The following is a 25861-nucleotide window of genomic DNA, read 5'->3' on the forward strand; positions in this document are numbered from 1 at the left end:
CATATATAAGGAGCACCAGGGTGAATTTGGGGGCCGGTTATGAATATCTCCACGGCGATCACGGGCGAGACGGCCGAACGCGAAAATGCGCAAAAGGCTTTGGAACTCCTGAAAAGCTGGGCCGCTGGTGCAAGCGATGAAGAGCGCGATGCGCTTGATCCTAACTTGCGCGCGCTTTTGGGAGATGCGCCTTATCCTGATCTGTGCGCTGAATACTCCGAAAATTTCCAAGCCGATTCGAGCTATACGGCTGGCCTGCCAGACTTGCAGAACGGTCCTAGCTCGCTCATTCGTGGCTCGAAGCAGCTTATTCAGCATGTGGGCATTTCCAATTTCCGCCTGCCGATCCGCTTTCACACCAAACATGGCGGCGATCTGACGTTGGAAACTTCGGTGACCGGCACGGTCAGCCTCGAGGCGGACAAGAAGGGCATCAACATGTCGCGCATCATGCGCACCTTCTACAGGCGCGCCGAGGAAACCTTCAGCTTTGATGTGATCGAAGCGGCGCTGGACGATTACAAATCCGATCTTGAGAGTTTCGATGCGCGCCTGCAAATGCGCTTTTCGTTTCCTGTGAAAATCGAAAGCCTGCGCTCGGGGCTGACGGGCTATCAGTATTACGATATCGCGCTCGAGTTGGTCGAACAGAACGGCGTGCGCCAGAAATTCATGCACGTTGATTACGTCTATTCCTCGACCTGTCCGTGCTCTTTGGAACTTAGCGAGCACGCGCGGCGCACACGTGGCCAGCTTGCTACGCCGCACTCCCAGCGCTCTGTTGCGCGGATATCGATCGAGCTGATTGGCAAATCGATCCTGTGGTTCGAAGATGTGATTGATCATTGCCGCACCGCCGTGCCGACAGAGACCCAAGTCATGGTCAAGCGCGAGGACGAACAAGCCTTTGCCGAACTCAACGCCGCCAATCCGATTTTTGTCGAGGACGCTGCGCGCCTGTTCTGCGAGCAATTGCTGAGCGACGAGCGGATCGGCGATTTTCGCGTTGTCGCCTCGCATCAGGAAAGTCTGCACAGCCATGACGCGGTGAGCGTTTTGACGGAGGGTGCGAGCTTTGCCAACACCAGCCTTGATCCCAAGCTGTTCAGCACGCTGTTTCACGTTGGCTAGGGTTGCCCGCCGCTACGTCAGCATTGCTGCGCGTGCATTGCTGCAATGCAGAAGTATCGGTTTTCATTCGTGACCCCCGCCCGCATATCAGTCTCAAAGGAAATACACCTCATTTGAGCTGAAAGGCACTGTCATGGCTGTTCTCGATCACATCGTTACAAACACTCCCGGTTTTCTGCCGCGCATCGGCAATGCAATCATTCAGGCGACAATGAGTTTCGCGCAAGCGCGTTCGCGCTCGGCGGAAGTTGAGTATTATCAAGCGATGAGCGATGAAGAGCTGCAAGCGCGCGGTTTGCGCCGTGACGATATCGTGCGCCATGTGTTTCGCGATCAGATCAGCTTTTAGGTTAGACGCCTGAAATTAGGATAATTTGCGCGCAGCGCTGCGCGCGGATGCTTGACAGGGCAGGGACCCTCGGCCAAGCCTGCACATCATGTTGGACCTGCGCCCTGTTGGATATGTAATCGGCCTTTTGGTGATGATGCTCGGGGTGGCAATGCTGCTGCCTTTGCTTGTCGATCTGGCCGAAGCGCGTGGGCACTGGCCCGTCTTTTTGCAAAGTGCTTTGATCACGGCCCTTACGGGCGGTTTGATCGCGCTGGCCTGCGCCAACGGTGTGCAGGAGGGGCTGACGATCCAGCAAACCTTTCTGCTGACCACGGGTGTCTGGCTGGCTTTGCCGGTTTTTGGCGCACTTCCCTTCATGCTTGGCGCGACAGAGCTGCGTTTTGTCGATGCGTTCTTCGAGGCAATGTCGGGCCTGACCACCACCGGCTCTACGGTGATTGCGGGGCTTGATACATTGCCCAAGGGCCTGCTTTTGTGGCGTGGCCTTATGCAGTGGATCGGCGGCGTCGGCATCATCGTTGTCGCTATGGTGTTCCTGCCTGAATTGCGTGTCGGCGGCATGCAGATTTTCCGCGCCGAGGGCTTTGATACCATGGGCAAAATCCTGCCGCGTGCGACGACGATCGCTGCGCAGGTGTCTTATATCTATGTGGGTATCACGCTGGCCTGCGCCATGAGCTATATGCTTTTCGGGATGAATGCCTTTGATGCGAGCGTCCACTCGATGACCACCGTGGCGACGGGGGGGTTTTCTAATTACGACGCCTCCTTCGGGGCGTTTTCCAGCGGCACGGAATATGTGGCATCGCTTTTCATGGTGCTCGCGGCGCTGCCTTTTGTGCGCTATGTCCAATTGCTCAACGGTAACAATTGGGCGGTGTTCCGCGACGCGCAGGTGCGCGGTTTTTTGATGACCATCGCGGTGCTTGTAGTGATCTGCGCAGGTGTGTTGGCGCTGGCGCAGGACCGAGCGTTTGAACCTGCGTTCCGGCAAGCGCTGTTCAACATCATCTCCATCGTGTCCGGCACGGGCTATGCCAGCGCGGATTACATGCTTTGGGGCTCGTTCCTTGTTGCGCTGTTCTTTTTTGCAGGCCTCATCGGTGGCTGCGCCGGATCTACGGCCTGCTCGATCAAGATATTCCGCTACCAGCTTTTATTTGCCTCCATTCGCACGCAGATGCGGCGCATTCACTCGCCCAATGGCATCTTCACACCGCGCTATCAGGGCCGCCCCGTCAGTGAGGATGTACTGAGCTCGGTCATGTCCTTTTTTGTTTTCTTTGTGGTTACAATGGGCCTGCTTGCGGTCGCGCTTAGTATGACGGGGCTGGACATGGTTACGGCGCTGTCCGGCGCGGCATCGGCGTTGGCGAACATCGGCCCCGGCCTTGGCCCCGAGATCGGACCAGCGGGCAATTTCTCAGGTTTGAACGATACGGCCAAGTGGCTTTTGGCCGCTGGCATGCTGATCGGCAGGCTAGAGCTAATGGCCGTCTATGCCATCCTCACAATCGGATTTTGGAGAGCGTAATATGACGCAAAGGCCTCTTGGTGCACAGATTTCTCACATGCTGAGGGCGCGCGGCGTTGATGTGATTTTCGGTATTCCGGGCGTTCATAATGTCGAGATGTATCGCGGCATCGAGGAGGCGGGGATCACCCATGTGCTTGCGCGTCACGAACAAGGTGCAGGGTTTATGGCCGATGGCTATGCGCGCGCGACAAGTAAACCAGGCGTGGCCTATGTGATTACGGGGCCGGGCCTGTGCAACACGATGACGCCGTTGGGGCAGGCCTATTCGGATAGCGTGCCAGTGCTGGCGATTTCGTCTTGCCTCGATGAAATTTCGGCCAAACGCGGGCAATTACATCAGATGCTTGATCAGGCTGGCGCGGCGCGCACGGTATGCGATTGGTCCGAAGAGGCGCGCAGCGCGAGCGCGGCCTATCAGTTGATCGACCGCGCCTTTACTGAATTTGCCAGGGCGCGGCCCCGCTCCAAACATGTGCAAGTGCCGATCGCTTTGGCGGGAAGCATGGCAGAGGGCGCACCACAGCCGCTGCCAAGCCATGCGAAACCCCAAGCGCCCCACGCACAGCTATACCAAGCGGTTGCGATGGTCTTGGCGGCGCAAAAGCCGGTCTTTGTCTTTGGTGGCGGTGCAGTTGCAGGGGCCGATGTGGTCGGCGATTTGATGCGAATGAGCGGCGCGGCGAGCTTCACCACCTACGCAGGGCGCGGCATCGTTCCAGCGGAAACGCCGCTGAATTTTGGTGCAACCCTTGCGCGCGGCGATACGGCGGCGATCTTTGCGCAGGCTGATCTGGTGGTCGCGGTTGGTACGGAATTGGCCGAGGTGGATCTTTGGCGCAGTGATCTTGGTCATAGCTGCCCGATGATCCGTGTTGATCTGGACCCGAGCGTTCTGGCGCAGGGCAAGTCCGGCGATCTGCTCATTCACGGTGACGCAGAAGCGTTTTTGCGTGCCATGGCCATTGCGATCCCCGCGCGCACGGATGATCGCGCGCCCTGCTGGGATGCCGAGATGGTCGCAGCGAGCAAAGCGCGTTGGCGCGCCGAGACGGATGCGGAGCGTCCCGGCATCGTGCCGATTTGCGCAGCTTTGCGCGCGGCTTTGCCTGAAGATACGATGTTTTTCTCCGATATGACTCAATTTGCCTATGTTGCGAAAGAGGTCTGGGACATGCCCCGCCCCGCCCATTGGCATCATCCGTTCGGTTTTGGCACGCTGGGATATGCGCTGCCTGCAGCCATTGGCGGCAAGATTGGCCTTGGTCATCAGTCTGTGGTGGCCATCGCGGGGGATTACGGGTTTCAATACACGTTGCAAGAACTGGGCGTTGCGGTTGAATTGGAGCTCTGTCTGCCGATCATCCTATGGGACAATGGCAAGCTGAAAGAGATCGAGGATTCCATGGTGCGCAGCCAGATAGCACCCAACGCGGTGATCGCGCGCAATCCTGATTTTTGCAAGCTGGCTGAAGCCTACGGGGCTGCAAGCGCGCGCCCTGCCTCGTTGGATGACATGGCCGCAGAGATGAAAAAAGCGCTGACCCGCAAGGGGCCAACGCTCATTCATATCACGCCGGATATATTGGGCTTCTAGCTTTATTCCCAGCAGCTGATCAGCACGGTCATGTCAGTGGCGACGGTGACCAGATCTTCCGCGGCGAGCGCGGCGCCTGCGCCGGCTTTGCGCGCGGTGACACCTGCGCCGCTAAGCATTGCTGCGATCACGTCATTGGTGACGGAGAAGCCAACGCCTTCTGGCAGAGTGCGCCCTTTCATGTCTTTCGGAGCCAACATGCCGATGATTGCCCCTGCAGTGTCGAGTACTGGCCCGCCCACATCTCCGGACATTGCGCTGAGCTCCAAACGGTTGAGCGTGCTTTCACCACCAAGGCCGCGCAGATCGGCGAGGGTGCCGAAGGTCAGAGTCGGAGCATTAAGCGCGCCCTCGAACGGATAGCCTGCGACAGCGATATCGCTTTTGAGGCGCGGCGCACCATCGCGGAAGCTCGCAAAACCAGCGGGGGCGAGGGTTTCTTCAGGGCGCAGCAGCGCAAGGCCGTTATCTGCGTCCGTAGCGGTGACGCGCGCGTCGTAATCGCCGTCGATAGTGATGCGCGAGCACGATTGCACAGCCTCAAGCGTGGTTAGGGCCGTGCCGTTGGACGCTACGTAAAAGCCGCTGCGTGACAGCTTGGGGGTGCGGATTTGCAAGCCCGAGACCAGATCAATCTGTTGCGTTTCATCCATGCCCGCCGTCGGATCAAGCACACCGTCGAGGCGCGCAAAACTGGTCTGCATTTCGGACAAAAGCCGGGTGCGGCGTTCCTCATCGCCCGTTGGCCAGATCAGCATGAAACCTTTGACGTGACCCTGCGCGAGGCTGGCTTCGGTGTGCGAAATGAACGTGTCACTCTCGCCGATCAGGGTGAATTCATCGCTGCTGCGCGTGCGCGCGCCATCTAGTGGCACGGTTTCAAGCGTTTGCAGGATATCATAGAGACCGAACAGCGTGTTCTGATCGCCAGCCTGACTGATCAGAATGATCTTCGCGCCTGGCACGAAGCCGCTGGCCTCAAAATGGGCGAAGGGAGATTCATAGCGGTCGAACTTGACCGCGCCAAGCGGCATTTTAATCTCGATCCCCGCTTGCGCATCCTGCGCGAGGCGCAGGTCCAAGCCCTCGAGCACGGCGTTAAATTGCTGCAACAGGGCCGCGCGCTGCTGCGTGGTCAGAATGCCGGTAACCTCGAAGCCATTGGCCTCTTGCCACTGGGACATGGAACTGCGCGTGCCACGCCCGAAAGAGCCATCGATGGCAGCGTTATAAAAGCCCGCCCATTGCAGTTTTAATTGCAGGTCCTTCTTTTCGTCGCGGCTAAGGGCGTTTTCGCTTTCGCGCGCCTCTCTCGGTGACTCGTCTGATAGAGCTGGTTCAGGCGCGGGGGCCGATTCCGGCACTGCTTCGGCAATCGTTTCAGCAGGCAGGGCAGGCGTCAAAGGCGCGGTATCCAACAGATTTGCGCCCACGGGCCAGAATTGCTGGCGAAAGGCGGCAGAATAGGCGATGAAACTGTCGCGCGGGATGCGGCCCTCATTGCGATAACCGCGCAAAACGGTTTCTGCGTCCTCGGGGCTGTAGGGGCCAAGAGCGAGAGCGTACCAGCCACCGCCAAGGGAAAACCCGTTTACGTCAGGCAGTTCAGCGGCGTATGCGCGCGCGCGATCTTCGGCGGAAATCAGACTTGGCTGCGCTTCTATTTGAACCCAGGCTGCGTCTTGCGCGAATACGGGGCGCATCGCGGCGAAAAAGATAAACAACAAGGGTAGGAAAATGCGTTTCATGCAAAAAAACCTCAAAAAAACTGGACTGCTGGCGGCGTGTGTTAACTGGATATTAACCTAGCCCGCGATCATGCGCAGATTGATGAAGATTTTCGGCAATTTTTGGGCAATAGTCCACAGTATTTGCGCAACATTAACGTGAATAGCGCCATATCTTGATTGATTGACCCTGAGCGGCGCAGCGGCTAATCAGGCGCAAAGACGCACTCGGCGTGCGGGCAATCAGGCGGCGGGTGCGATGAATTCCGAAAAACCTAAGTCATTTCAAGAGATTATCCTGCGTTTGCAGTCCTATTGGGCGGCGCGCGGCTGCGCTATTATGCAGCCCTATGATATGGAAGTCGGGGCGGGTACGTTTCATCCTGCAACAACACTGCGCTCGCTTGGATCGCGACCTTGGGCAGCGGCCTATGTGCAGCCCTCGCGCCGCCCCACGGACGGGCGCTACGGTGAAAACCCGAACCGATTGCAGCACTACTACCAGTATCAGGTCTTGATCAAACCCAGCCCACCGGATTTGCAGGCGTTATATCTCGGCTCGCTCGAGGCGATTGGCATCAACATGGACCTGCATGATATCCGCTTTGTCGAGGATGACTGGGAAAGCCCGACCCTCGGTGCCTGGGGCCTTGGTTGGGAGGTTTGGTGCGATGGTATGGAAGTCAGCCAGTTCACCTATTTTCAACAAGTTGGCGGCCATGACTGCGCCCCCGTCGCAGGCGAGCTTACCTACGGCCTCGAGCGCCTTGCGATGTATGTGCTGGGCGTAGATCACGTGATGGATATGCCCTATAATGATCCGCAAGCACCCATCGCACTGTCCTATGGTGATGTGTTCAAACAGACCGAGCAAGAGCACAGCCGCTATAATTTCGACGTGGCCAATACCGATGTTTTGCTACGCCACTTCGAGGAAGCCGAGGCAGAATGCGCGAGCATTTTGGCGCAGGAACATGTGGACTCCAAGACCGGCAAGCGCATCGTCATGGCGCATCCGGCCTATGATCAGTGCATCAAGGCCAGCCATATCTTCAACCTGCTGGACGCGCGCGGCGTGATTTCGGTCACAGAGCGGCAGGCCTATATCGGGCGCGTGCGCACGCTGGCCAAGGCCTGCGCCGATGCCTTTGTGCAAACCGAAGCGGGGGGGTATGTCCAGTGAGAATGGGGCAGTTTTTAGCGGGGTTCACCGTGTTTTCAGCGCTTCTGGCGGGCGGCGCCATGTATTATTTGCAGGTTTACGCCTTCTATGAGGAGGTCATGCCGACAGGGGACGATGTGCAACTGGTTTCGCTGGTATCGGGCGATCCCGAAGCGATCCTGTTTGACAACTTCACGGCGATCGACGCGGATAGCTCACCCATCCGCTTTCGCGCCTGCTTTACCACAGACATGAGCCATTCCTTGCTGAGCGAAACCTATGAGGCGGTGGAAAATGCCTCGCCGCGTAATGCTCCACCCTGGTTCGATTGCTTTGACGCCGAAGCCTTGGGGGCAGAGCTCGACGCCGGTACAGCATTGACGTTTCTGGGTGCGAAAAACTTCGCATACGGCGTGGACCGTGTGGTTGCCATCACCGAGGACGGGCGCGGCTATATCTGGCACGAGTTGAATGAATGCGGCAAAAAGGCCTATGATGGCTCGCCCATTGGCGAAGCCTGCCCGCCGCGCGCAGACTTTGAAGGACAAAACTGATGCCTGATCTGCTGATTGAACTGTTCTCCGAGGAAATCCCTGCGCGCATGCAAGGCAAAGCCGCGGATGATCTGAAAAAACTGATGACGGACGGCATGGTCGAGGCGGGGCTGACCTACGCATCGAGCGCCGCTTTTTCGACGCCGCGCCGATTGACGCTGACGGTAGAGGGGCTGTTGGTCGAGAGCCCGACCGTGCGCGAAGAGCGCAAAGGGCCCAAAGTGGGCGCGCCTGATAAGGCGATCGAGGGGTTCTTGCGAGGCGCAGGCGTGAGCCGCGAGGCGCTTGAGGAGCGGGACACCCCCAAAGGGGCGATCTATTTTGCGAGTATTGAGAAGCCCGGTCGCCCTGCGAGCGAGATTATCGCAGAGGTTCTGGAAACTACGATCCGTAACTTCCCGTGGCCCAAATCGATGCGCTGGGGCAGCGGCTCGTTGCGCTGGGTGCGCCCGTTGCATTCGATCCTGTGCATTCTCACTGATGAGGCGGGCAGCGAAGTTGTGCCGCTGGACGTGGACGGGATTGTGTCGGGCAAGACCACGCACGGGCATCGTTTCATGGCACCCGCGCAGCTTACTGTGAACGGGTTCGAGGATTATGAAGCGCAGCTCAAACGTGCGTTCGTCGTGCTGAACGCAGGCGAGCGCGCGGATGCGATCTGGGAAGACGCGAAGAACCAAGCCTTTGCCAATGGGCTTGAGGTGGTCGAGGATGCGGGCCTTTTGCGCGAGGTTGCGGGTCTGGTGGAATGGCCTGTGGTGCTCATGGGCGAGATTGCGACGGATTTCCTTGGCCTGCCGCCTGAGGTTTTGCAGACCAGCATGCGCGAGCATCAGAAGTTTTTCTCCGTGAAGAACCCGAAGACGGGCCGTATCGAGCGGTTCATCACGGTTGCGAACCGTGAAACTGCGGACAACGGCGCGACTATTCTGGCGGGCAACCAAAAAGTGCTGTTCGCGCGTTTGTCGGATGCGAAGTTCTTCTGGGAGAACGATTTGCGCGTCGCCAAGGCCGACATGGCGACTTGGACCGAGGCGCTCTCGAATGTGACCTTTCACAACAAGCTTGGCACGCAAGCGGAGCGGATTGAACGGATTGCAGCGCTCGCGCGCGAATTGGCTCCGGTTGTTGGCGCGGATGCGGATGAAGCAGAGCGCGCGGCGAGGTTGGCGAAGGCTGATTTGTCGTCCGAGATGGTCTATGAGTTCCCTGAATTGCAGGGTTTGATGGGCCGTTATTACGCTGAAGCTGCTGGTGAAACGGCGGCTGTGGCGGCTGCGGCTGAAGAGCATTACTCGCCTTTGGGGCCTTCGGATGCTGTGCCAAGCGCACCTGTGTCTGTGGCCGTGTCTTTGGCGGATAAGATTGATACGCTGACAGGGTTCTGGGCGATTGACGAGAAGCCAACAGGGTCGAAGGACCCGTTTGCTTTGAGACGAGCGGCGCTTGGGGTTATTCGGTTGGTTTTGGAGAATGGGCTTTCGTTTGGTCTTTTACGCGTTTTCTCTCAGGCTGATGACCGTGCGGATGCTACGAATTTACTCTCCTTCTTTCACGACCGCCTCAAAGTCTATTTGCGCGACCAAGGTGTGCGGCATGACGTGATCGACGCGTGTATTGCGATGGATGGAAATGATGATCTGGCGCTTCTGGTCAAGCGCGCGGTGGCGCTTGAGGCGTTTATGAAGACCGAGGACGGCACGAACCTGTTGCAAGGGTTCAAACGCGCCAACAATATCTTGTCGAAAGAAGAAGAAAAAGACGGGGTCGAGTATTCCTACGGCGGTGATGTGAAGTTTGCACAGATCGACGAGGAACGCGCGTTGTTTGCGACGCTTGAGGCGGAGACACCGGTGATTGAGGCGGCGCTCAAATCCGAGGATTTCGCAGCAGCAATGAGCGGTATGGCGGCCCTGCGTGCACCGATTGATGCGTTTTTTGAGGCGGTTCAGGTGAATTCGGACAATGGCACCGTGCGGCGCAATCGTTTGAATCTTTTGAGCGACATTCGAAAGTTGGTCGGTTCGGTCGCCGATTTGACCCGCGTCGAGGGTTAAAAGACTGTGCGCGCTGAGCGCGCGCGCCTGATCAGCCTGCCCTTGGGGGCAGGCAATTTGAGTTTAAAGGGCAAGATGAAGGGACGCGCTTGCGCCCTTTGATTTGCGGCCTATGCTGCGGGCAACCTAGAGGGATGCCGCAGTGCAGAATGATCCGCATACAACTTTGATTACCGCAGATGCCCCCGTCGCCGCGGAAACGCACGGGGGGCGCACCAAATGTTTGCAGCGCTTGGTACGGCTGGAGTTGCCCGTGCCGCGCACTGTTGGGCTGTCGTTTGTTGCGGTTCACAAGATTGCACGCGGCGAGATGCCGGACATGGCGTTTTTGCTTTCGCCCTTTGAAGCGGGTGAGTTGCTTTGCGTGCGCCCGTCCTCGGAAGATCCCGATTGGGGCGGCCCAAGTGCGATTTTGAACATCGGAATGAACGACGCGCGGTTCGTGGATTTGGCGGAGCGGCTGGGAAAAGAGGCGGCTGCCTCGCTTTATGCACGGTTTGTTCATTCCTACGCGGTATTGGTTGCACGACTTGATCCGGATGTGTTCGACGTGATCGGGATGGAGGGGCAGGCGTCGCTGTCCGAGGCACTGCGCGCCTATGAGGAAGAGACCGACGAGCCGTTTCCCCAAGACCCTGCGGTACAATTGGCGGAGGTTTTGCGCTCGATGGCGCGCGCTTGGGAGGGAACATCGGCGCGGCTGCTGCGCCAGGCCAAAGGTGCGCCAGCGGACGCAGGGCTGGGGCTGGTGGTTCAATCTATGGCCTTGGGCTTTGGTGCAGGGGAATGTGGCTCTGGCGTGATTCAACTGGTCGACGGGCAGACCGGGCTCGAGCAGTTGACCGGGCGCTATTTGAGCCAATCGCAGGGGCGCGACGCGCTTGATGGCGGCAGCGAGGCGTTGTTTCTTGAGCGTGATCCGCGCGGGCCGTCACTGGAGGACCTTGCACCGCAGGCTTTTGAGGATTTGATCGCATATGCGACGCTGATGCGCACGAAATTGCGTGAAGAGATGCAGGTGGAATTCGTCATCGAGGACGGGCGTGTGCATTTGCTGGATGGTGTACGCGTGGCACGCAACAGCCGCGCGGCGGTGCGCATCGCGGTGCGTTTGGCCGAAGACGGGATTATCACGCGCCAGGAGGCCTTGATGCGCATCCCGCCCTCCGCCTTGAACGAATTGCTGCACAAGCAAGTGGATCGCACCCGCGCGCGCGATGTGGCGGGGCGCGGCGTGGCTGCAAGCCCGGGCGCGGCGACGGGGCGGATCGTCTTTTCAGCGGCCGAAGCACAGGCCTGCGCGGCGCGCGACGAAGCCTGCATTCTGGTGCGCCGCGAGACGTCGCCCGAGGATATCCGCGGCATGCACGCTGCCAAGGCGGTGCTGACGGAGCGCGGGGGCATGACGTCCCACGCGGCGGTGATCGGGCGCGGCATTGGTCTGCCTTGTGTCGTGGGCGCGAGCGAAATGCGGTTTCAGATTCGCAAGAAGCTGCTGACGGGGCGCGACGGGCGTGTTTTTAAGGAAGGCGATGTGATCACGCTCGACGGTACGCATGGCGAAATTCTGGTGGGCGAGGTCTCCTTGCTGGAGGCAACGCTGGATGATGCTTTCAAGACGCTGCTGTCCTGGGCCGATCTGGAGCGTGATATCGGCATTCGTGCCAATGCGGACACGCCTGCGGATGCGCGCACGGCCAAGAATTTCCTCGCGCAGGGGATCGGGCTGTGTCGAACGGAGCATATGTTCTTCGAGGATGATCGCCTGACCGTGATGCGCGAGATGATCTTTGCTGAAAATAGCGAAGACAGGCGCGCCGCGCTAGAGCGGCTGTTGCCGGTTCAACGCGCCGATTTCACAGAGCTTTTCATGACTATGGCGGGCCTGCCTGTGTGCATTCGCCTGCTTGATCCGCCTTTGCATGAATTTCTGCCCTCTGATCATGCGGGGCATCGGGGCTTGGCCGAAGCGCTGGACTTGCCGCTCTCGGAGGTGACGCGGCGGGTTGAGGCGATGGGTGAGTATAATCCGATGCTTGGCATGCGCGGCGTGCGCCTTGGCATTGCCGTGCCTGAAATTTACGACATGCAGGTGCGTGCGATTTTCGAAGCGAGTATCAATGCGGCCAAAAGTGGTGCGCCGATCGTGCCGGAAATCATGATTCCGCTGGTATCGGCCAAGCGCGAGGTAGAATTGGTCAAGATGCGTATCGATGTTGTCGCCGCTGCGGTGCGTGCCGAAACGGGTGCGGATTTCGACTATAAACTGGGCGTCATGGTGGAAACACCGCGCGCGGCGCTGCGGGCGCAGGATATTGCAGAGACTGCTGTGTTCCTGAGTTTCGGCACCAATGATCTGACCCAGATGACCTACGGTTTGTCGCGCGACGACGCGGGGCGGTTCATGAGCGAATATGTCAAGCAGGGCGTCTTTGCGGAGGATCCGTTTCACACGCTTGATGTGGACGGGGTTGGTGAGTTGCTTATTCTTGGGGCGCGGCGCGGGCGCGCTGCGCGCCCGGATCTGGTGCTCTCCATGTGCGGTGAGCACGGTGGTAACCCCGAATCGATCGCCTTTTGCCGCGCGGCGGGATTCGACTATGTCTCCTGCTCGCCCTTTCGTGTGCCTGTTGCAAGATTGGCAGCCGCGCAATTGGCGATTTTTGACAAGCTGGGGTAGGTTTCGCACATTTCGCCACAAGATGTTGAAAATTACATTGTGCCTTGCTCCCGTGAAAAGGACGAAGCGTCGCGGCTTTGGGCATGGGGTGGATTTTTTACCAATTGGTGATATCTAGCGCGCAATTGAAACAGCGCTTGTGAGCTAGATGCGACGCTATATTTTTGCTTTTCTTGCCACGATGATGGCACAGCCGCTTGCCGCTGAAGCAGTGACGGGTGAGTTATCGGGTATGATCCGCAAAGAGGAAGCGGTGCTGGCCACGCTGTCCCGCGCACGGGTCGATGCGCTTTTTCGCCGTGTCAGTGCGGGGCAGGCCGGTTCGGTGCAATACACGCGCAATTTTCTTGATAGCCTGCCTGCGGCCAAGGGTGGCAAGCCGCTGAACTGCCTGTCCGAGGCGCTATACTTCGAGGCGCGCGGTGAGACGGTTAAAGGGCAATTCGCGGTGGCAGAGGTGATTATGAACCGTGTCGAAAGTGCGCGCTATCCCGATAGCGTCTGCGGTGTGATCAATCAGGGTACGGGGCGCAAATATGCCTGTCAGTTCACCTATACCTGCGATGGGCGCAAAGAAGTGATCACCGAAGAGGCGACCTATGTGCGCCTGCGAAAGATTGCAAAACTCATGCTCTCGGATATGCCGAAGGACTTGACCAAAGGCGCAACGCATTATCACACGACCGCTGTCAGCCCCAATTGGAGTCGCGTGTTCCCACGCACTACCACGATTGGCGTGCATCATTTTTACCGTGAAACGACGCGGGTCAGCTCTAACTGAGTGATGGCTTGATCGCGCCGCAGCTTTGGGCCAAAAGCGGGCGAACCTGCGCGCGCGTTGCAGTCGAGCCGGGGTGCGGGAGAGCTTTTGATGAGCATGAAGATAGATACCAAGACAGGTACCGAAACCGAGCATGCCTTTGCGCATCCGGAAGCGCGTGCCCTTGCTAGCGCGCCGGATCGCCCGCTGGATAGGATTTCTCTGCGCGATCATATTGTTACAGTCGAAATTGGCGCGTTTCAGGTCGAGCGTGGCATTACCCAACGTTTGAGTTTCAACATCGTCGTCGAGGTGCGCCATATCAGCGACGATCTGGGCGATGATGTTGATCTGATCCTGTCCTATGACCGCGTCACGGAAGCGATTGATCTGGAATTGGCTGCAGAGCGTTTGAATCTGCTGGAAACTCTGGCCGAGCGGATTGCGGTGCGCATTCTGGCAGAGCCGCAGGCGGAGCGGGTGTTTGTGCGGATCGAAAAGTTGGACCGGGGCGGCGGCGCTTTGGGCGTCGAAATCGTGCGCTCGATCGAGGACATTCAAGGCGATGGCCCGGTGTCACACAAAGCGCTTGCGCCGCGTGTGCTTTATCTCAGCGAAGAAGCGCTCGCATCGGAAAATCTCACGGGTTGGATTGATCAGTTGAGCGCACTGCACGCGCCCTTGCTGATTGTTGTTCCAGCCACTTCGCTTCTGCCGGATCAAGCGCTAGGATTGCCCTCGCAGCACCGCATCGCATTGCTTGGGATGGAGCAAACTGCCTGGACCCTTGCAGGCCGCGATGCGCGCTGTTTTGTCGTCGGCTCACGCACGGAATTGGATTGGGCCATCAAAAACGGTCAAGTCAGCGTGTGGGCGCCAACAAAATTTGTGCTCGACGTTCCAGAGGGCCCGACTGATCTGATCGGCGATCCGGTGCGCCTTGCACAGTGGTTCGCGGCACAGCTCGCAGCTTGCGAGGTCTTGGTGATTGGCGAAGATTTGCCACAAGGTGGCAGTGTTCCTGCGCGCGGCATCCAGATCGCTCAAGCGCGTATTTGACGCCTTGATTGCACATGTGCCTTGAGGCTAGGGATTGAAATGACAGATTATTACCGACCCCTTGCGCAGATTGGCATGGTGCGCCCTGAAGGGGCTATTGCATTGGCCGGCACGCAAAGCTGGTTCACGCATGTGGAGCATTTGCGCCGAGATGCGCCGCCTGTGGTTTTGGCTGCGATCGACACGCCGAGCTCATGGCGTGCGCAGGTAAGCGCTGCCCGACCTGCGCTGGAGGGATTGGATTTCACCCGTCCAGTGATCATGGGGATTCTGAACCTGACGCCTGATAGTTTTTCCGACGGAGGCAAGTACAGCTCTGCGACCCTTGCGCTTCGTGCCGCACAAGACATGGCCGAAGCGGGCGCGCATCTTTTGGACGTGGGTGGAGAAAGCACGCGTCCCGGTGCGTTAGAAGTACCGTATGAGGCGGAAATCGCCCGAACCGTACCGGTTATCGAAGCGATCAGGCGTAATTTGAACATTCCGCTTTCGATCGATACGCGAAAGGCGCGCGTTGCGCACGCCGCGCTGGAGGCCGGTGCGAACATCGTAAACGATGTTTCCGGCTTTCAATTTGATCCCGATCTGGGGCCGTTTTGCGCAATGACCAATGCGCCGGTCTGCCTGATGCACGCGCAGGGATTGCCCGAAACGATGCACCTTGCTCCGCGTTATGATGACGTTTTGCTTGATGTTTACGACTTTTTGGCAAAACAGATCGAACTGGCGATAGGTTTCGGGCTCAAGCGAGCGCAGATCATTATCGATCCCGGGCTTGGCTTCGGCAAGACCCAAGCGCACAATCTGACGCTTATTCGGGGCCTTTCACTGTTTCACGGTTTGGGCTGCCCCGTTTTGCTCGGGGCATCACGCAAGGGCTTCATCCGTGATATCGGTCAGGCATCGCGCCCGGCGGATCGTGCGCCCGGCTCTATCGCCGTTGCCCTTGCCGCGGTGCAGCAGGGGGTTCAAATTTTACGAGTGCACGATGTTTCACAGACACGACAAGCGCTTGCCTTATTTCAGGCAGCGACGACAGGAGAAGAATTATGACCAGAAAGCTATTTGGAACTGACGGCGTGCGTGGCACGGCCAACACCTATCCCATGACTGCGGAAATGGCGCTGCGCATAGGGGCTGCTGCGGGCATCTATTTTCGCCGCACGCAGGCAAATGTCCACCGCGTTGTGATCGGCAAGGATACGCGGCGCTCGGGCTATATGCTTGAAAGCGCGTTGACGGCGGGCCTGACCTCTACGGGCATGAGCGTGTTTTTGATGGGGCCGATTCCGACACCGGCAATTGGCATGCTGACACCGTCGATGCGCGCAGATGTGGGCATTATGATCTCCGCGAGCCATAACCCGCATTTCGATAACGGAATAAAATTCTTCGGCCCCGACGGTTTTAAACTTTCCGACGAGGCTGAGATGGAAATCGAGGCCTTGGTCGATTCTGGCGTTGATTTGGTCGAGCCGACAAAGATCGGCCGCACGCGGCATGTTTATGATGGCCGCTCGCGCTATAACGAGCGGGTGAAGGCGGGTTTCCCGAGCGCGCTGTCGCTGGACGGTATGAAGGTTGTGATTGATTGTGCCAATGGCGCAGCCTACCGCGCTGCCCCCGAAGTCCTGTGGGAACTCGGGGCCGAGGTCATTCCGGTCGGAGTGTCGCCAAACGGTTATAATATTAACGAGAATTGTGGCTCAACCAAGCCAAGGACCGCCTCCGAGACGGTGATTGCCCATGGCGCGGACGTTGGGATTTGCCTTGATGGTGACGCAGATCGCTGCATTATTCTGGACGAGCACGGGAAGGTGGCGGACGGCGATCAGTTCATGGGTCTTATCGCGGGTCGCTGGGCAGAGGACGGACGTTTGAACGGCGGTACTTTGGTTGCGACGGTCATGTCCAATCTGGGGCTCGAGCGGCACTTGCAGGGCAAGGGGTTGACCCTTGCACGCACTGATGTTGGCGATCGTTATGTTGTCGAAGAGATGCGCAGAAACGGGTTCAACCTTGGCGGCGAGCAGTCGGGCCATATCGTTATGACGGATTATGCCACGACGGGAGATGGTCTGATGGCGGGGTTGCAGTTTCTGGGCGAAATGGCGCGCACGGGGCGCAAAGCCTCTGAATTGACGGCGGTGTTCGAGCCGGTTCCGCAAATGCTCAAGAACGTGCGCTACACGGCGGGGCAAACGCCGCTGGAAGATGACGGCGTAAAGGCGGTGATCGCCGGTGCCGAAACAGAACTGGTGGGCAAGGGCCGTCTGCTCATTCGTAAATCCGGCACGGAGCCGTTGATCCGCGTCATGGCGGAGTGCGAAGACCCTGATCTGTTGCTCGATGTCGTTGACCGCATCGTCGATGAAGTGGCGCGCGCGACCGCCTAACGGCTAAGTGCGGCGATGATTTGGCGGCTTTGGCTGATGAAGATCCCCACGAGGATCAGCGCCAGCGCGTAAAATAACTGGGGTGGCAGGCTTTCACCAAGTAACGCTATGCCGAAGATCACCGACCAAACAGGCACCATGTAGCTGGTTATGTTCATGAACAGCGAGCCTGCGGTGGTGATCACCCGCACACGGATGATTGCGCCGAGCGCCGTGGGGAATATCGCCGCGTAGAGCATAGCAAGGCTGGGGCGCAGTGCGAAGGTTTCCGGCAGTGGTTCGGTCAGCAAGGCGAGCGGCACCACAATGAGCGCCGCAATGGTCATAGTGCCTGTCGCCAAAGCGATGGGCGGCATTTTGGGCGAACGGCGTGTCAGCACCGAGCCGATGGCATAGCCCGAAGCTGCACAGATACACGCGAGGCGCCCCCAGAGCGTCAACTCGCTGCCTGTATCGCCAAACGCACCTGGTCCGACGAGGATCGCAAGGCCGACAAAGCCGACTGCCATGCCGATGATGCGGCGCGGCCCGATGCCTTCTTCGGGGGAAAAGATGTAAACCAGAGGTAATACCAAAAGCGGCACGGTCCCCATGGCGACGCCTGCAAAGGCACTGGGGACGTGTTGTTGTCCCCATGTGAGCATAAGCATCGGCATCGCGAGGGCGATTGCGCCAATTGCTGTGCAAAACAGCCATCCGCGCGCGCCAGCGGTTTTCGAGATCGCCGTGATTGGCTGGCCAATCATCGCGCCGAGCACGATCAGCGCGAGCGCCGCAAAGCCAAGGCGCCCCGCCGCCACCATGCGCGGCCCAAACCCTTCGAGAGCGACGCTCATCGCCATGAAGGCTGCGCCCCAGATGATGCCAAGGAGCAGGATCAAAAGCCAGTTGGTCAGGCCGGGATTTTCGGGGGAGGGGGCATTGTTCATGCTGAAACGAAATGACCCCGGACGATGCCGGGGTCAATCTTAGTTTTGTATCGAGACAAAGCGCTTAGTTCTTTGCTTTGTCGACCATCTTGCCTGCAGAAATCCAAGGCATCATATCGCGCAGCTTGCCGCCGACGACTTCGATCTGATGCTCGTCGTTTGCACGGCGTGAGGATTTGATCGTTGGCTGGCCAACTGCGTTCTCAAGCATGAAGTCACGCACGAATTTACCGGACTGGATGTCGCTCAGAACCGCTTTCATGCGGGCCTTTGTTTCATCGTAGGGCAGGATGCGCGGGCCGGAAACGTACTGGCCGTACTCGGCTGTGTTGGAGATGGAGTAGTCCATGTTTGCGATGCCGCCCTCATAGATCAGATCCACGATCAGCTTTGTTTCGTGCAAGCACTCGAAATACGCCATTTCAGGCTCGTAACCCGCTTCGACAAGTGTCTCGAAACCCATGCGGATCAGCTCGACGATACCGCCGCACAGAACCGCTTGCTCACCGAAGAGATCTGTTTCGCACTCTTCGCGGAAGTCCGTCTCGATGATGCCCGAGCGGCCACCACCGATTGCGGAGCAATAGGACAAACCGATTTCAAGCGCTTTGCCAGATGCGTTGCGATCAACCGCAACAAGGCAAGGCACGCCGCCGCCTTTGGTGTATTCGCCGCGCACGGTGTGGCCGGGGCCTTTTGGGGCCATCATGATCACGTCGATGCCTTCTTTAGGCTCGATCAGACCGAAGTGGACGTTGAGGCCGTGTGCGAATGCGATTGCAGCGCCGGCGCGGATGTTGTCGTGGACGTATTTCTTGTATGTTTCTGCCTGAAGCTCGTCGGGCATGGTGAACATGATCACGTCTGCCCAAGCCGCGGCTTCAGCGATTTCCATGACTTTCAGGCCTTCGCCTTCGGCTTTTGCCTTGGAGGGCGAGCCGTCGCGAAGCGCAACAACAACGTTTTTCGCGCCGCTATCGCGCAGGTTCAACGCGTGTGCGTGACCTTGCGAGCCGTAGCCAAGAATGGCGACTTTGGCTTCTTTGATGAGGTTAACGTCGCAATCACGATCATAATAAACGCGCATGGGTTTAGTCCTTTGAGTTGGGAATCAGGTATTGAGGGCAAATTACGCTATGTTGCGCGTTGAACTTTCCTGAAAGTGCAGATATTCCCGACTTATGGAAGTTTTCATTCGTCAAAAATTAATTATTGAGAAAAGTAATGCTTGATGATGTTGACCGACGCATACTTCGCCAAATGCAGGCTGCGCCAGAGTTGCCGAATGCCGATCTTGCTGCGCGCTGTGATCTAACCCCTGCGACTTGTTGGCGGCGCATTGAAAAGATGCAGGCCAGCGGCGTTTTGAATGGTCAGCAAGCGGTGATCGACTGGCAGGCCTTGGGATACGCGGTCGAGGTGAGCCTGCGCATCACGCTGGACAAGACGCAGACCCGCGCGTTCGACGAGTTTATCGAGGCCGCGCGCAAGGTGCGTCATGTGATCGAAATCCAGACTTTCCTTGGCCGCGTTGATGTGCGCCTGTCCGTGATCGCGCGGGACATGCCGCATTATCAGCAGATTTACCGCGAGCGTATTCTCACATTGCCGCATATCGCGGACATCGAAGCGCTGATGCACGTGGCGCGGATCAAACAGGGCGAGGCGCTTCCGCTATGATCGAGCTTGATGCGATTGATCGCAAAGTTTTGCGCGCGCTGGCAGAGGATGCCACTCTTGGGGCCGGGGCGCTGGGGCGACGTTTTGATCTGTCGCAACCCGCTATGTGGCGGCGGATCAAGCGGCTGCATGAGGCGGGGGCAATCCGTGGACGGCGCTTGGTGCTGGACCTTGAAAAGCTGGGCTTTGGTGTGACGGTCTTTTTGGGTGTGAAGCTGGCAACCAAAGGCCGTGTCAGCCTTGAGGATTTCGAGCGCGCAGTCAGCGCTATCCCCGAAGTGCAAACGATCGAGCATGTGCTGGGCATGTATGACTACCGCCTGCGCGTCGTGGCGCGTGATATCCCCGATTTTGAGCGTGTGTTGCGCCGCCGTATCATGACGCTACCGGGGGCAGGCGCTGTCGAGGCGAATGTATTGCTATCCGAAGAACGCAGGCCCGGGCCGCTTGGATAGCACGGTATGCGAAAGTAGACTTTGCCTTGCACGGCGCCGCGCGATAGCAAGAGATCAACGTATATTAGGAGACCCCCATGCCCGCATTGCTCGACAATATTGATCCCAACGGCCTCGAAGAGTTTTCAGTTGTGTTCACTGACCGCTCGCTGAACCACATGAGCGGTGCGTTTCAGGGCGTGATGAACGACATCTCTTCCATGCTCAAAGAGGTCTACAATGCGGAGGGTGTCGCGCTTATCCCCGGCGGCGGTTCCTATGGGATGGAATCGGTTGCACGGCAATTCGCGCGCGGCGCAAACGCTTTGGTCGTGCGCAATGGCTGGTTTTCATACCGATGGTCGCAAATATTCGAGACGGGTGGTTTCACAGAGTCCTGCACTGTTCTGAAAGCGCGCCAGACCGGCAATGACACGCGCGCGCCCTTTGCGCCTGCACCGATTGCTGAGGTTGTCTCGGCCATTCGCGCTGAAAAACCTGCAATCGTCTTTGCGCCGCATGTGGAAACATCGGCAGGGGTAATCCTGCCGGATGACTACGTCACGGAAATGGCGGCAGCCGCCCATGACGTCGGCGCGTTGATGGTTCTGGATTGCATCGCATCGGGCTGTGCATGGATCGACATGAAAGCGAGCGGCGTTGATGTGCTAATATCCGCGCCGCAAAAGGGCTGGTCTGCGTCGCCCTCGGCGGGCCTTGTGATGATGTCGGAGCGTGCTTTGGTACGGTTGGAAGAGACAACGTCGGACAGCTTTGCGATTGATCTGAAGAAATGGTATCAGATCATGCAAGCCTATGAGAACGGTGGTCATGCGTATCACGCGACGATGCCGACGGATGCGCTGCGCGCCTTTCGCGATACGATGATCGAGACGAAAGAGTATGGTTTCGATAAATTGAAGGACGCACAATGGCGCCTTGGCAATGAGGTTCGTAGCTATCTGAAGGGCAAAGGCATCACATCTGTTGCCGCTGATGGGTTCGGTGCGCCGGGCGTTGTAGTGAGCTATACCGATGATCCTGCAATCCAGAATGGAAGCAAATTTGCAGCCCTTGGCATGCAGATCGCTGCGGGCGTACCGCTGCAATGCGACGAGCCGGATGATTTTCGCACGTTCCGTCTGGGGCTGTTCGGCCTCGACAAGCTCTATGATGTAGACGGCACTTTGGCGCGTTTGCGCAAAGTGCTTGATCAGGTGCTCTGAGCTTTTGCACCAAGGCCCATCTGCATAATGGATTTGCGCAGCGGGGCGAAGGAATAAAGCGCGTTCAGGCCTGCGGCGCGCGCGTCCCTGAGCGGGGGCGCACTTAGCATCGAGGTGCGATTGAGCAGGGTAATTCCCGCGACCCGCATCCGGATATCGTTGATCCGCGCGCTGTGATAGGCCTGCAACATCGCCGTATCGCCAAGCCCCTCGGGGCGCGCAATGGCCAGATCGCGCAGCGCGCGAATATCTGCGAGCGACATGTTGAGGCCCTGCGCACCAATGGGTGGAAGCACATGCGCAGCCTCTGCGATGAGGGCGAGGCGCTCGCCGCTCAGGTGCTCGGCGTGCTGGCTGATGATTGGCCAGATCGTGCGTGCAGAGTTGAGGGTAAGGCGGCCAAGCACGCCGCAGGAGCGGATGTTCATCGCCTCTTCAAAGCCGCTCGTATCCATTTCAGCGAGCGCTTTGACGACCGGCCCTTCCTCCATCCACACGATTGCAGAGCTGTGCTTGCCCTCGAAATCTGGTAGAGGCACCAGTGTGAAAGGGCCGCCCGTGCGGTGGATTTCAGTCGAGACATTGTCATGGGGCATTTCGTGCGTGACGGAAAACGCCAGCGCCTTTTGCCCGTAGCGCGTTGTTTTCACGCCTATTCCTGCCGCTTCGCGCATTGGCGAGCCGCGCCCGTCTGCACCGATGACAAGGCGCGCTTTGACGCGGGTGCCATCGCTGAGACCAACGCGGGCCTCATTGGTGCGCGTAAACAGCCGCTCGGCGCCGACGCCCGTGCGAAAGGTCACATTCGGCAGACTTTCCAGATGCGCCGCCATTTCACGGCGCAAAAGCCAATTGGGCAGGTTCCAGCCAAACGGCAGATCCGAGATGTCAGCGGCGTTGAATTCTTTGGAGGTGCGCGCCTCCGGCTCGGGCCCGCCCGCATCTATGATGCGCATGATTTGCAAGGGTGCGGCATACGGCGCAAGGCGAGGCCACAGGCCAATGTCGTCAAACAATTGGCGCGCGGGCTGCAAAAACGCGGTGCTGCGCAGGTCTGCTCCAACCGCTGCGCGCGTCGTGATTGGCGCGCTCGGATCAACGCAGAGCACGTCAAATCCAGCGCTGGCAAAGGCGGCGGTCGCGCTCAGACCTGCGATGCCGCCGCCTGAAATGATGATGTCGTGATCCATGGCTCTCTCCGTGCTTGCACTTGAAATAGGCGCTTGGGCCTGCGCTGCCATAGGCAAATCGCCGCAAGCCTAGGTGATCGCGCGCAGAAAACTGGTCAGATCTGCGGTGTGGTGATGGATATGTGTCTGCGCAAGCGGCGCTTCGGCCACATGCACGGTGCGCATGCCAAGGGCGTGGGGCACGGCAAGGTTGCGTGGGTCATCTTCGAACATCGCGGCGCTGGTGGGCAGAACGCCGTCCTTAGTGAAGACCGTATCGAAGGCGGCGGCATCTGGTTTGGGATGAAAATCTGCATGCTCGACGCCGTAAACCGCATCAAACAGGCCGTTCAATCCGCGCGCTGCAAGTACGTTTTCAGCGTAGGGCGCGCAGCCATTGGTGTAGACGATCTTGCGCCCCGGCAGCGCCGTGATCGCGCTGCGCAGATCCGGATCGGGGGAAAGAACTGTGAAATCAATGTCATGCACCTCCATGAGATAAGGGGCAGGGTCGACGCTGTGTTCGCGCATCAACCCTGCAAGGGTCGTACCGTGCGTGCGCCAATAATGGCCGCGCAGATAATCCGCGCGCGCGCGATCCACTTTGAGCGCCTGCATGACATAGGCAGTCATGCGCACTTCAATCTGATCGAATAGACGCATATGCGGCGGGTAAAGCGTGTTGTCGAGATCGAACACCCATGTGGTGACGTGCGAGAAATGAGATTTTGGCATGGGGCGAAGGGTATCGTTAATGCGCGGGGCGTTCAACAGGTTGCTGCGCTGCGCCCGAGCGCATAGGCTTTGGCAAAACATAGTAAGGGCAAAAGCATGAACCAAGGACGCACAGGGCAGACGGACGCATATTCGCTGATTTTGGAAGCGATCGATGTGGGCGTGTACAAACCCGGCGATCGCCTTGTTGAAAGTGATTTGGCCGAGCGTTTCGGCGTGTCACGCACGCCCATTCGAGAAGCTTTGCAGCGCCTTGAAACGCAAAGCCTTTTGACGCGGGACGGGCGCAGTTTGATCGTTGCATCGCTGAGCCATAACCAGATGTCTGAGCTCTATGTTGTGCGAGCAGAGCTTGAAGGCCTTGCCGCGCGCCTTGCTGCGCGTCATGCGGCGGATGAGGAAATCCAGGTGCTGCGCGACATGATCGAGCAGGATCGCAAATTGATGACCGATCCTGCGGCACTTTCGCGCGCGAACCGGCGGTTTCACAAGCAAATCCACCTTGCCTCGCACAATCGCTATCTGGTGCAGCAACTTGATCTGGTGCACCGATCCATGGCGCTTATGGCGACGACGTCGTTGGCGGCGGAGGGGCGCGGCGAAGTTGCAATGACCGAGCACAATGCAATAGTCGAAGCGATCGCGCGGCGCGATGAAGATGCGGCGCAGGCGGCTTTGCGCAATCATATTTCGGTAGCTTTCGTCACGCGGCTCAAGCTGGATGCGGCGTCGCTCGATGCGGGTTGATCAGACACATCACCGCTATGGCCGTGTGAGGTTTTGTCCCAATAAAATGGGCGTGTGATCAACTCCCAAGCGCCTTTGTAAATCGCAAGAGTGCCAAGTGCGAGATATGGCCCCATGCAAATGGTCCAAGGGATCAGGTGGCGATGTGCCTTGCCTGAAACAGCGACGATGTAGACCGCGATACTAATGCACCACATCGCGATGAATGTGATCCAAAGCGCACCGAGTAATTCGACAGGCAATGCACTTTGCATCCAGTTCGGCGCGCCGAAATAGAGCAGAAGGCTAGACCAAATCAGCGGGGCAAGCATATATTGGCTGATGGCGGAGAGGAAAAACGCCTGAAAACCAAGAAATTTCCAAGTCCCCAATTCGAAAAATAGACGAAGCGGACTGTGCATATGGGTGAAATAGGTGATCAGATAGCCCTTGAGCCAACGCGAGCGCTGTTTGATCCAAGGCCACGGGGAATTGTTCGCCTCCTCCATTGTGACCGAGTTTATTAGCATGGTGTGATAGCCCGAACGCGCCAAGCGAATGCCCAAATCGGCGTCCTCTGTGACATTGTGGGCGTCCCAGCCGTGAAGTCTTTCCAGTACGCTACGGCGGAAGAACACGCTGGTGCCGCCAAGTGGAATGGCAAAGCCCATGCGCGCGACCCCGGGTAGAACCAGACGAAACCACGTCGCGTATTCGATGGCGAAGAACCGAGAAAGTGCGTTGGCTTTGGCGTTGTAGAAATCCAGAACGCATTGAACACATGCCATTTTTTCTGGTGCAGCGTGAAAGGCTGCGACAACGTCTGACACTTGCTCTGGGTCTGGGGCATCCTCGGCGTCATAGATCCCAACGATATCGCCCTGACAGAACGGCAGCGCATAATTTAGGGCTCGCGGCTTTGTGGTGATGCGGCCAGGGGGCACAATCAACACGCGCATCCAGGTCGGCAGGCGTGCCGTTTCAAGATGCGTGCGCGTGGGGAGGTCGGTGGCTTCAATCACCAGAATTACATCCAGAAGTGCCTTGGGATATGAGAGCAGCCCGATACGGCGCAAAAGCGCGTCAAGCACATCGCTTTCGTCGTGCAACGGGATCAAGATACTCACGCGCGGCAGTTTTTCAGGGGGCGGCGCGCGGGCGGAAAGTATGGGTTTGCGGGCAAAAATCTGGATCAGCGCACCGCTGGTCTTGATAGCGATGCCGACGCAGACCATGCCGAATGCAAAGGTGAACAGGGTGCGGTAGAGGTCTGCTAAGCTAAGCCATTGAAAAACAATAGATATAGAGAGCGTTGGCAACAGCAATGCAATCAATGTTTTGATTTGCGAAGGTAAACTGCGACAGCTTAGGTTTTCGGGCAAAAGATGTTCGGCGCGTTCCGCCAGCGCCGCGTTGCCTTGCGCGCATATTGCCGCTTCGATGTCGGATTTGTTGGCAATGACCATGGAGGCTGGATGCAAACGGGCAGGAAGGGCCGCCGCCGCGGCTTCAAAATGTTCTGGCGCGCTGGTGGCGAGCAAGGTGACATTGCCGCGCCGCGCCCACGGGATGGTTTGGCGTTGCAAGGCCAGGTGTGGCTGTATTCCCGCTTGCAGATCGGCATCATGGGGCATGTGCGCGGGATCAACATAAAGCACGCCAAATTGTTCTGCCAAGGTTTGATAAAGAGCCGTTTCACTGAGCGCTCCTCGTGCGAGTAGAAGTTGGCCAAGCGGCGCATCGCTAGATCGTTGATGCCCCAATGTCGCGAACAGATCAGAGGAGGACACCAATCCACGATCGACAAGCAGCCGTCCAAGTGGACGTTTTGCGACATATCTATTTAAAGGCGCGCCCGGCTTTACCAGGCGCATACGCGCGTTGCTCATCAAAGGGTCCGGATTCTATCGCTCAGACCCTTTGTGTGCCGAAAGATGTTAAGGGCAGATTAAC

General features: G+C 58.3%; 22 protein-coding genes. 16 read left to right on the forward strand and 6 right to left on the reverse strand.

Annotated elements, in window-relative coordinates:
• The first annotated feature begins 39 nt into the window (after positions 1–39).
• The 4 genes from folE2 (at position 40) to B9P63_RS03210 (ending at position 4614) form a co-directional block, all read left to right on the forward strand.
• The gene (folE2, locus tag B9P63_RS03195) at positions 40–1131 is read left to right on the forward strand and encodes a GTP cyclohydrolase FolE2 (protein ID WP_085307123.1); all 1092 of its coding nucleotides are present in this window, start codon (positions 40–42) and stop codon (positions 1129–1131) included.
• Between the two features lie 133 nt (positions 1132–1264).
• Positions 1265–1480, forward strand: coding sequence for a hypothetical protein (locus B9P63_RS03200; RefSeq protein ID WP_085307124.1), 216 nt, complete (start codon positions 1265–1267; stop codon positions 1478–1480).
• 88 nt (positions 1481–1568) lie between these two features.
• Positions 1569–3017 (forward strand): TrkH family potassium uptake protein, encoded by a 1449-nt coding sequence (locus B9P63_RS03205; RefSeq protein WP_085307125.1) that lies wholly within the window; start codon positions 1569–1571, stop codon positions 3015–3017.
• 1 nt (position 3018) lies between these two features.
• Entirely contained in the window at positions 3019–4614 is a 1596-nt protein-coding gene (locus B9P63_RS03210; protein ID WP_085307126.1) for a thiamine pyrophosphate-binding protein, read from the forward strand.
• A 2-nt stretch (positions 4615–4616) separates the two neighbouring features.
• Here B9P63_RS03210 and B9P63_RS03215 read toward each other — a convergent pair whose 3' ends face one another.
• Positions 4617–6362, reverse strand: coding sequence for a serine protease (locus B9P63_RS03215; protein WP_085307127.1), 1746 nt, complete (start codon positions 6360–6362; stop codon positions 4617–4619).
• Between the two features lie 238 nt (positions 6363–6600).
• Here B9P63_RS03215 and B9P63_RS03220 point away from each other — a divergent pair, with 238 nt between their 5' ends.
• From B9P63_RS03220 to glmM, 8 genes are all read left to right on the forward strand, one after another.
• Positions 6601–7524, forward strand: coding sequence for a glycine--tRNA ligase subunit alpha (locus B9P63_RS03220; protein WP_085307208.1), 924 nt, complete (start codon positions 6601–6603; stop codon positions 7522–7524).
• A 2-nt stretch (positions 7525–7526) separates the two neighbouring features.
• Positions 7527–8057, forward strand: coding sequence for a DUF6446 family protein (locus B9P63_RS03225; protein ID WP_085307128.1), 531 nt, complete (start codon positions 7527–7529; stop codon positions 8055–8057).
• A complete protein-coding gene (gene glyS / locus B9P63_RS03230; RefSeq protein ID WP_085307129.1) occupies positions 8057–10114 on the forward strand; it encodes a glycine--tRNA ligase subunit beta in 2058 nt (685 codons plus the stop codon). Before B9P63_RS03225 ends, glyS begins: the two co-directional genes overlap by 1 nt.
• A 142-nt stretch (positions 10115–10256) precedes the next feature.
• Positions 10257–12794: a putative PEP-binding protein gene (locus tag B9P63_RS03235; protein WP_085307130.1), complete on the forward strand. Its 2538-nt coding sequence runs from the start codon at positions 10257–10259 to the stop codon at positions 12792–12794.
• A 148-nt stretch (positions 12795–12942) separates the two neighbouring features.
• Positions 12943–13575 carry a cell wall hydrolase gene (locus B9P63_RS03240; protein ID WP_085307131.1) on the forward strand — a complete coding sequence of 211 codons (633 nt, stop codon included), beginning with the start codon at positions 12943–12945 and terminating at the stop codon, positions 13573–13575.
• Positions 13576–13665: 90 nt separating this feature from the next.
• Positions 13666–14613 (forward strand): dihydroneopterin aldolase, encoded by a 948-nt coding sequence (locus tag B9P63_RS03245; protein WP_245830538.1) that lies wholly within the window; start codon positions 13666–13668, stop codon positions 14611–14613.
• 39 nt (positions 14614–14652) lie between these two features.
• Positions 14653–15666, forward strand: coding sequence for a dihydropteroate synthase (gene folP, locus B9P63_RS03250; RefSeq protein WP_085307132.1), 1014 nt, complete (start codon positions 14653–14655; stop codon positions 15664–15666).
• Positions 15663–17009, forward strand: coding sequence for a phosphoglucosamine mutase (glmM, locus tag B9P63_RS03255; RefSeq protein ID WP_085307133.1), 1347 nt, complete (start codon positions 15663–15665; stop codon positions 17007–17009). Before folP ends, glmM begins: the two co-directional genes overlap by 4 nt.
• Here glmM and B9P63_RS03260 read toward each other — a convergent pair.
• Both B9P63_RS03260 and ilvC read right to left on the reverse strand, forming a co-directional pair.
• Complete coding sequence (locus B9P63_RS03260; RefSeq protein ID WP_085307134.1) at positions 17006–17938, reverse strand: DMT family transporter; 933 nt, start codon at positions 17936–17938, stop codon at positions 17006–17008. The two genes, glmM and B9P63_RS03260, sit on opposite strands and share 4 nt — an antisense overlap.
• Before the next feature lie 64 nt (positions 17939–18002).
• Positions 18003–19025 carry a ketol-acid reductoisomerase gene (gene ilvC, locus B9P63_RS03265; protein WP_085307135.1) on the reverse strand — a complete coding sequence of 341 codons (1023 nt, stop codon included), beginning with the start codon at positions 19023–19025 and terminating at the stop codon, positions 18003–18005.
• Positions 19026–19162: 137 nt separating this feature from the next.
• Here ilvC and B9P63_RS03270 point away from each other — a divergent pair, with 137 nt between their 5' ends.
• The 3 genes from B9P63_RS03270 to B9P63_RS03280 all read left to right on the forward strand — a co-directional run bounded on the left by B9P63_RS03270 (position 19163) and on the right by B9P63_RS03280 (position 21278).
• Positions 19163–19618 carry an Lrp/AsnC family transcriptional regulator gene (locus B9P63_RS03270; RefSeq protein WP_085307136.1) on the forward strand — a complete coding sequence of 152 codons (456 nt, stop codon included), beginning with the start codon at positions 19163–19165 and terminating at the stop codon, positions 19616–19618.
• Positions 19615–20073 (forward strand): Lrp/AsnC family transcriptional regulator, encoded by a 459-nt coding sequence (locus tag B9P63_RS03275; protein ID WP_085307137.1) that lies wholly within the window; start codon positions 19615–19617, stop codon positions 20071–20073. The genes B9P63_RS03270 and B9P63_RS03275 overlap by 4 nt, the downstream gene beginning before the upstream one ends.
• A 77-nt stretch (positions 20074–20150) precedes the next feature.
• Positions 20151–21278: an aminotransferase class V-fold PLP-dependent enzyme gene (locus B9P63_RS03280; RefSeq protein ID WP_085307138.1), complete on the forward strand. Its 1128-nt coding sequence runs from the start codon at positions 20151–20153 to the stop codon at positions 21276–21278.
• Here B9P63_RS03280 and B9P63_RS03285 read toward each other — a convergent pair.
• On the reverse strand, positions 21266–22468 hold the full coding sequence (locus B9P63_RS03285; RefSeq protein WP_085307139.1) for a UbiH/UbiF family hydroxylase: 1203 nt from the start codon (positions 22466–22468) through the stop codon (positions 21266–21268). The two genes, B9P63_RS03280 and B9P63_RS03285, sit on opposite strands and share 13 nt — an antisense overlap.
• Before the next feature lie 69 nt (positions 22469–22537).
• Positions 22538–23182 (reverse strand): pyrimidine 5'-nucleotidase, encoded by a 645-nt coding sequence (locus B9P63_RS03290; protein ID WP_085307210.1) that lies wholly within the window; start codon positions 23180–23182, stop codon positions 22538–22540.
• Positions 23183–23278: 96 nt separating this feature from the next.
• Here B9P63_RS03290 and B9P63_RS03295 point away from each other — a divergent pair, with 96 nt between their 5' ends.
• Positions 23279–23929 carry a GntR family transcriptional regulator gene (locus B9P63_RS03295; protein ID WP_085307140.1) on the forward strand — a complete coding sequence of 217 codons (651 nt, stop codon included), beginning with the start codon at positions 23279–23281 and terminating at the stop codon, positions 23927–23929.
• On the opposite strand, the gene B9P63_RS03300 is transcribed toward B9P63_RS03295, so the two are convergent.
• Positions 23866–25797 carry a glycosyltransferase gene (locus B9P63_RS03300; RefSeq protein WP_085307141.1) on the reverse strand — a complete coding sequence of 644 codons (1932 nt, stop codon included), beginning with the start codon at positions 25795–25797 and terminating at the stop codon, positions 23866–23868. The genes B9P63_RS03295 and B9P63_RS03300 overlap by 64 nt on opposite strands.
• Positions 25798–25861 lie beyond the last annotated feature (64 nt).

It is taken from the genome of Planktotalea arctica (assembly GCF_002105285.1).
Classification (GTDB): Bacteria; Pseudomonadota; Alphaproteobacteria; order Rhodobacterales; family Rhodobacteraceae; genus Planktotalea; species Planktotalea arctica.

Excerpts from the sequence above, each read along its gene's own strand:
- folE2 (WP_085307123.1), top strand. The coding sequence starts at position 40 with ATGAATATCTCCACGGCGATCACGGGCGAGACGGCCGAACGCGAAAAT.
- B9P63_RS03200 (WP_085307124.1), top strand. The coding sequence starts at position 1,265 with ATGGCTGTTCTCGATCACATCGTTACAAACACTCCCGGTTTTCTGCCG.
- B9P63_RS03205 (WP_085307125.1), top strand. The coding sequence starts at position 1,569 with ATGTTGGACCTGCGCCCTGTTGGATATGTAATCGGCCTTTTGGTGATG.
- B9P63_RS03210 (WP_085307126.1), top strand. The coding sequence starts at position 3,019 with ATGACGCAAAGGCCTCTTGGTGCACAGATTTCTCACATGCTGAGGGCG.
- B9P63_RS03215 (WP_085307127.1), bottom strand. The coding sequence starts at position 6,362 with ATGAAACGCATTTTCCTACCCTTGTTGTTTATCTTTTTCGCCGCGATG.
- B9P63_RS03220 (WP_085307208.1), top strand. The coding sequence starts at position 6,601 with ATGAATTCCGAAAAACCTAAGTCATTTCAAGAGATTATCCTGCGTTTG.
- B9P63_RS03225 (WP_085307128.1), top strand. The coding sequence starts at position 7,527 with ATGGGGCAGTTTTTAGCGGGGTTCACCGTGTTTTCAGCGCTTCTGGCG.
- glyS (WP_085307129.1), top strand. The coding sequence starts at position 8,057 with ATGCCTGATCTGCTGATTGAACTGTTCTCCGAGGAAATCCCTGCGCGC.
- B9P63_RS03240 (WP_085307131.1), top strand. The coding sequence starts at position 12,943 with ATGCGACGCTATATTTTTGCTTTTCTTGCCACGATGATGGCACAGCCG.
- B9P63_RS03245 (WP_245830538.1), top strand. The coding sequence starts at position 13,666 with ATGAGCATGAAGATAGATACCAAGACAGGTACCGAAACCGAGCATGCC.
- folP (WP_085307132.1), top strand. The coding sequence starts at position 14,653 with ATGACAGATTATTACCGACCCCTTGCGCAGATTGGCATGGTGCGCCCT.
- glmM (WP_085307133.1), top strand. The coding sequence starts at position 15,663 with ATGACCAGAAAGCTATTTGGAACTGACGGCGTGCGTGGCACGGCCAAC.
- B9P63_RS03260 (WP_085307134.1), bottom strand. The coding sequence starts at position 17,938 with ATGAACAATGCCCCCTCCCCCGAAAATCCCGGCCTGACCAACTGGCTT.
- ilvC (WP_085307135.1), bottom strand. The coding sequence starts at position 19,025 with ATGCGCGTTTATTATGATCGTGATTGCGACGTTAACCTCATCAAAGAA.
- B9P63_RS03270 (WP_085307136.1), top strand. The coding sequence starts at position 19,163 with ATGCTTGATGATGTTGACCGACGCATACTTCGCCAAATGCAGGCTGCG.
- B9P63_RS03275 (WP_085307137.1), top strand. The coding sequence starts at position 19,615 with ATGATCGAGCTTGATGCGATTGATCGCAAAGTTTTGCGCGCGCTGGCA.
- B9P63_RS03280 (WP_085307138.1), top strand. The coding sequence starts at position 20,151 with ATGCCCGCATTGCTCGACAATATTGATCCCAACGGCCTCGAAGAGTTT.
- B9P63_RS03285 (WP_085307139.1), bottom strand. The coding sequence starts at position 22,468 with ATGGATCACGACATCATCATTTCAGGCGGCGGCATCGCAGGTCTGAGC.
- B9P63_RS03290 (WP_085307210.1), bottom strand. The coding sequence starts at position 23,182 with ATGCCAAAATCTCATTTCTCGCACGTCACCACATGGGTGTTCGATCTC.
- B9P63_RS03295 (WP_085307140.1), top strand. The coding sequence starts at position 23,279 with ATGAACCAAGGACGCACAGGGCAGACGGACGCATATTCGCTGATTTTG.
- B9P63_RS03300 (WP_085307141.1), bottom strand. The coding sequence starts at position 25,797 with ATGAGCAACGCGCGTATGCGCCTGGTAAAGCCGGGCGCGCCTTTAAAT.